At 66.3% G+C, this 6,327-nt stretch carries 4 protein-coding genes; 1 reads left to right on the forward strand and 3 read right to left on the reverse strand.

The features are described from left to right. Window positions 1–34: 34 nt before the first annotated feature. The 3 genes from ACFQ9R_RS21210 to ACFQ9R_RS21220 form a co-directional block, all read right to left on the reverse strand. Window positions 35–400 carry a hypothetical protein gene (locus ACFQ9R_RS21210; protein ID WP_378992638.1) on the reverse strand — a complete coding sequence of 122 codons (366 nt, stop codon included), beginning with the start codon at window positions 398–400 and terminating at the stop codon, window positions 35–37. After that, window positions 397–1,194 (reverse strand): LytR/AlgR family response regulator transcription factor, encoded by a 798-nt coding sequence (locus ACFQ9R_RS21215; RefSeq protein ID WP_378992641.1) that lies wholly within the window; start codon window positions 1,192–1,194, stop codon window positions 397–399. The genes ACFQ9R_RS21210 and ACFQ9R_RS21215 overlap by 4 nt, the downstream gene beginning before the upstream one ends. A gap of 61 nt (window positions 1,195–1,255) precedes the next feature. Beyond that, on the reverse strand, window positions 1,256–2,434 hold the full coding sequence (locus ACFQ9R_RS21220) for a sensor histidine kinase (protein WP_378992643.1): 1,179 nt from the start codon (window positions 2,432–2,434) through the stop codon (window positions 1,256–1,258). Window positions 2,435–2,635: 201 nt separating this feature from the next. On the opposite strand from ACFQ9R_RS21220, the gene dnaE reads away from it, so the two are divergent. Beyond that, window positions 2,636–6,199, forward strand: a complete 3,564-nt coding sequence (gene dnaE, locus ACFQ9R_RS21225) for a DNA polymerase III subunit alpha (RefSeq protein ID WP_378992645.1) — start codon at window positions 2,636–2,638, stop codon at window positions 6,197–6,199. Window positions 6,200–6,327: the final 128 nt, after the last annotated feature.

The following is a 6,327-nucleotide window of genomic DNA, read 5'->3' on the forward strand; positions in this document are numbered from 1 at the left end:
CATACGGCGCTGTCGACAGCTCGTACGGCATGTGTCAGTCCCCGGCCAGTTCCAGGAAATCGTCTTCGTTGCGCTGGGCGAGGCGAACATACGACCACCCCACCGCGTACAGCGCCGGGAACGCGAGCACGCCGAGAATCAGCCAGGGCAGCCGGATGCCGGCCACCGTCGCCTCGGCGATCGCGTCGACGCGCAACAGCACCGGCAGCGCGCCGAACCCGACCGCCACCATCAGGCCCAGGCGCAATGCCAGGCCCAGCTGCGCCCGGATCAGCCCACCGATCAGCGCCGTGCCGAGGTCGGTCTGCTCGACCATCTCCGTGCGCGTGCGCACCTGGCGCGCACCCCGCCGCTGCGCCAGCACCACGCGTTCCCGCGGCGGTCGCTGCGGACCCGTCATCGCTGTGACCAGTTCTGTCGAGGTCCGTGCACCAGCCGCTGCTTGAGTTCGCGCACCTGGCGACGACTCACCGGCAATTCCACCGCGCCGGCCGCCCCTTCGGCCCGCAGACACACCACCGTCGCGTTGCCCGCGCTCCGCAGCCCGGTCACCAACCGCAAGGCCACCAGATAGGACCGATGCACCCGCAGAAATCCGGCATCCTCCCACCGTGATTCCAGCGCCGACAGCGGAATTCGCACCAAATGCGACCCGCTGCCGGTGTGCAACCGTGCGTAATCCCCATCCGCTTCGACCCACGCCACATCAGCCCGGTTCACCAAGGTGGTCACCCCGCCGAGCTCCACCGGAATCACCTCGCTCGGATGCGCGGACTGCGCCACGACCGTCGCGGGCACCGAAATACGCCCCGCCAGAATCCGTCGCACCGCCTCACCCAATCGAGCACCTCGCAGGGGCTTCAACAGGTAATCCACGGCCCCCAGATCGAAGGCTGCCACCGCGTGATCATCATGGGCGGTCACGAACACCACCGCGGGCGGCTCAGCGAATTCCGACAGGATTCCCGCCAATTCCATCCCCGTGAGCCCCGGCATATCGATATCGAGAAATACCGCGTCGATCGGATGTGCCCGCAACAACCGCAAAGCCCCGGTCGCTTCACCGGCCCGATAGATCTCACCGACTCCCGCCTGCGTGCTCAGCAGATACACGAGCTCGTCCAGCGCCGGTTTCTCATCATCGACGGCGAGCACCCGCAGAGCGGTCGAGGGTTCATCGGTGTTCCAAGTCACAACCCATCCATCGTAACCGGCAGGGTCGGCGGCGGTGCCGAACGCCGCCATGAGACCGGGATCAGGCCCGAATACCGGCGCGAAACTTCGGGACCCGCATGCTGACTTTCGTGCCTGCGCCGGGTGCGGTTTCCACGACCAGGCCGTAGTCGTTGCCGAAAGCGGCGCGGAGGCGGTCGTCGACGTTGGCCAGGCCCACGTGGGCCGCCTCGCCGGTGCGGGCGGGGCCGGAGCCGGTGTCGACGGCGTCGAGTGCGCCGGAGCGCAACAGGTCCGGGTCCATGCCGATGCCGTCGTCTTCGACACTGATCAGGCAGTCGGTGCCGGCGTCGGTGGCGACGATGCTCAGCTGGCCGCCTCGGCCGCCGCCGGCGAGGCCGTGCCGGACCGCGTTCTCGACGAGTGGCTGCAAGGCGAGGAAGGGCAGCACGACACCGAGAACTTCTGGTGCGATGCGCAGCCGCACGTCGAGCGCGTCGCCGAAGCGGGCCTGTTCCAATGCCAGATATCGCTCGATGTTGCGTAGTTCGTCGGCGAGCACGGTGAATTCGCCTGCGGCGCGGAAGGAATAGCGGGTGAAGTCGGCGAATTCGAGGATCAGTTCGCGAGCCCGATCCGGGTCGGTGCGGACGAACGAGGCGATCGTGTTGAGCGCGTTGTAGATGAAATGCGGGCTGATCTGGGCTCGCAGCGCCCGCAATTCCGCCCGGTCGACCCGCGCCCTCGACGCGTCGAGCTCGGCGAGTTCCAGCTGTCCACACGCGTAGCGCGCCACCTCCGCGACCGCCCCGAGCATGCCGGGCCCCGGCTTCCCGGTCGTCACCATGCCGAGCGCACCGACCGCCGCCCCCGTGTCGATCGGCAACGGTTGCGCGATCAACGTGTGCTCGTCACCGGTGACCAGCACGGGCCGCTCATCGGCGACGGCGCGGCGCGCCGCCTCGGCGAACGAGGCGAACATCCCGGTCTGCGGACCGTCCCACGCCAGCAGCGTCCCCTCGGCATCGGCCACACCCAGCGCCTCGGCACCCGCGAGCGCCCGCAGGTGTGGCGCCGCTTCACTCGCGGACTCCTCGGTCAGCCCGCGCCGCAACGGCACGGCGGCCAGCGACGCGGTGTGCAGTGCTTGGTGGACGGCCCGCTGGGCGGGTGTGGTGACGACCCGCTGGGTTCGCCGCCAGACCAGCAACGCCACGACCAGCAGGGCGAGGGCCGCGGCGGCCACGATGAAGGGGGTCATCGAGTCGGCCGATCGGTGTGCACCGATCGATTATGTCGGGGCGAGCGCCGGAATCGGATCAGGCCGCCTTCTTCGCGAGATCGAGGGCCCGTCGGTGACGTTCACCACGACACGCCGCCCCTCGCCCAGGCGCGGTTCGTGGCGTGCCGAATCTGTCGGACCCCCGTGCATAGAATGCCAAGGCCAACCCCCGCCGACTCTATGGGAGGAAGGACCGTCTTGGCTCCGTCCGGATCGTTCGTTCACCTGCACAACCACACCGAGTACTCGATGCTCGATGGAGCGGCGAAGATCTCGCCGCTGTTCGCGGAGGCGGATCGGTTGGGCATGACCGCGGTCGGCATGACCGACCACGGCAACATGTACGGCGCCTCGGAGTTCTACAACTCGGCCAAGAAGGCGGGCATCAAGCCGATCATCGGCATCGAGGCCTACATCGCACCGGGCTCGCGCTTCGACACCAAGCGGGTGAAGTGGGGCGATCCGGGTCAGAAGGGCGACGACGTCTCGGGCTCGGGTGCCTACACCCACATGACGATGGTCGCCGAGAACGCGACCGGCCTGCGCAACCTGTTCAAGCTGTCCTCGCTCGCCTCGATCGAGGGCCAGCTCGGCAAGTGGGCGCGCATGGACGAGGAGATCATCGCCCAGCATGCCGAGGGCATCATCGCGACCACCGGCTGCCCGTCGGGTGAAGTACAGACCCGCCTGCGTCTGGGCCACGACCGCGAAGCGCTCGAAGCCGCCGCGAAGTGGCAGGAGATCTTCGGCGCCGACAACTTCTTCCTCGAGGTGATGGACCACGGTCTGTCCATCGAGCGCCGGGTCCGCGAGGGCCTGATCGACATCAGCAAGCAGCTCGGCATCCCGCCGATCGCCACCAACGACTGCCACTATGTCACCAAGGACCAGTCGGTCAACCACGAAGCGCTGCTGTGCATTCAGACCGGTAAGACGCTGTCGGACCCGACCCGTTTCAAGTTCGATGGTGACGGCTATTACCTCAAGTCCGCCGCGGAGATGCGTGCGATCTGGGATGCCGAGGTCCCCGGTGCGTGCGACAACACCGAGCTCATCGGTGAGCGGGTGCAGTCCTACGACGACGTGTGGGCTCACCGCGACCGGATGCCGATCTTCCCGGTGCCCGAAGGCCACGACCAGGCCAGCTGGTTGCGCAAGGAAGTCCTCGACGGTCTCGATCGCCGCTTTCCGGACGGTCCCTCGCGCGAATACCTCGACCGTGCCGACTTCGAACTCAAAGTCATCTGCGAGATGGGTTTCCCGGCCTACTTCCTCGTCGTCGGTGACCTGATCAAGCACGCGCTCGAGGTCGGTATCCGGGTCGGTCCCGGTCGTGGTTCGGCCGCCGGTTCGCTGGTCGCCTACGCGATGGGTATCACCAATATCGATCCCATCCCGCACGGTCTGCTGTTCGAGCGATTCCTCAATCCCGAGCGCGTGTCGATGCCCGATATCGATATCGACTTCGATGATCGCCGCCGCGGTGAGATGGTCCGCTACGCCACCGAGAAGTGGGGCAGCGACCGCGTGGCCCAGGTGATCACCTTCGGCACCATCAAGACCAAGGCCGCGATCAAGGACTCCGCGCGAGTCCTGTTCGGCCAGCCCGGTTTCGCCATCGCCGACCAGATCTCCAAGGCGCTGCCGCCGCCGATCATGGCCAAGGACATCTCGGTCTCCGGCATCACCGATCCCGACCACGAGCGGTACAAGGAAGCTGCCGAGGTCCGCGAACTGATCGGCTCCAATCCCGACATCGCCAAGATCTACGAGACCGCGAAAGGCCTGGAAGGTCTGATCCGCAACGCGGGCGTGCACGCCTGCGCAGTCATCATGTCCTCGGAGCCGCTCACCGACGCGATCCCGGTGTGGAAGCGCGCCCAGGACGGCGCGATCATCACCGGCTGGGACTACCCGTCGTGCGAGGCCATCGGCCTGCTGAAGATGGACTTCCTCGGCCTGCGCAACCTCACCGTCATCGGTGACGCCCTGGAGAACATCAAGGCCAACCGCGGCATCGATCTCGACATGGACAACCTGCCGCTCGACGACCCGGCCACCTACGAACTGCTCGCCCGCGGCGACACCCTCGGCGTGTTCCAGCTCGACGGCAGCGCCATGCGCGACCTGCTGCGCCGCATGCAACCCACCGGCTTCGGCGATATCGTCGCCGTCCTCGCGCTGTACCGCCCCGGCCCGATGGGCATGAACGCCCACAACGACTACGCCGACCGCAAGAACAACCGGCAAGAAGTCAAACCGATCCACCCCGAACTCGAAGAGCCACTGAAAGAGATCCTGGCCGACACCTTCGGCCTGATCGTCTATCAGGAACAGATCATGCAGATCGCGCAGAAGGTGGCCGGGTACTCGCTCGGCCAAGCCGATATCCTGCGCCGCGCCATGGGTAAGAAGAAGCTGTCCGTCCTGGAAGAGGCTTACGCCGGCTTCCGTGACGGCATGCTGGCCAACGACTTCTCCGAGCCCGCCATCAAGGCGCTGTGGGACACGATTCTCCCGTTCGCCGGGTACGCGTTCAACAAATCGCACGCGGCCGGCTACGGCCTCGTCTCCTTCTGGACCGCCTACCTCAAGGCCAACTACCCGGCCGAGTACATGGCCGGTCTGCTCACCTCCGTCGGTGACGACAAGGACAAAGCCGCCATCTACCTGTCGGATTGCCGCAAGATGGGTATCACGGTGCTGCCGCCCGATGTCAACGAATCGGAGCTGAACTTCGCCTCTGTCGGCACCGATATCCGGTTCGGTCTCGGCGCGGTCCGCAACGTCGGCACCAACGTGGTCGGCTCGATCATCACCGCGCGCAAGGAGAAGTCGAAGTTCACCGACTTCTCCGACTACCTGAACAAGATCGACGCGATCGCCTGCTCCAAGAAGGTCACCGAATCCCTCATCAAGGCAGGCGGATTCGACTCCCTCGGGCATCCGCGCAAGGGCTTGCTGCTGATCCACTCCGACGCGATCGACGCGGTGATGTCGACCAAGAAGGCCGAGGCGATCGGCCAGTTCGACCTGTTCGGCGGCCTCGGCGACGGCGACGACTCGATGGCGTCGGTCTTCAATGTCAAAGTCCCCGAGGACGAATGGGAGACCAAGCACAAACTCGCCCTCGAACGGGAGATGCTGGGGCTCTACGTGTCCGGCCACCCGCTCAACGGCGTCGAGCACGTGCTGGCAGCGCAGGTCGACACCCCCATCCCGGCGATCCTGGAAGGCGACGTCAAGGACGGCGCGCAGGTGACCATCGGTGGCATCCTCGCCTCGGTGAACCGCCGGATCAACAAGAACGGGTTGGCCTGGGCCTCGGCCCAATTGGAAGACCTCACCGGTGGCGTGGAGGTGCTGTTCTTCCCACAGTCGTACTCGGTGTACGGCATGGATGTGGTCGAAGACGCCGTGGTGCTGGTGAAGGCCCGCGTCTCGGTGCGTGACGACCGCATCTCCCTGATCGCCAACGACCTCGTCGTTCCCGACCTCTCGGCCATCGGCGTGGCCAAGCCGGTGGCGGTGGTGATGACGACCCGGATGTGCACGCCCGACAAGCTCGGTGAGCTGAAGAAGGTCCTCACCCGGCACCAGGGCACCTCGGATGTCTTCATCCGCCATGTCGGCGCCCGGGAGAAGACCACCATGCTCAAACTCGACGACGCCTGGCGAGTGTCTCCCTCCTCCGCGTTGATGGGAGACCTGAAAGCGCTACTCGGCCCGGGCTGCCTGGGCTGAGCCCGAGACGTGGGGACCACCCCGAAGAGGAGGGGGGGGGTTTGGCGGGGGATTAACAAGATGTGGGGGGGGGCGGGGTGGTGGGGGTCGGTATGGACGGGGGGTTTATAAAAAAATAAGAGGTACAC

This window comes from Nocardia sp. NPDC056541 (genome assembly GCF_042794235.1).
Taxonomy (GTDB): Bacteria; Actinomycetota; Actinomycetes; order Mycobacteriales; family Mycobacteriaceae; genus Nocardia.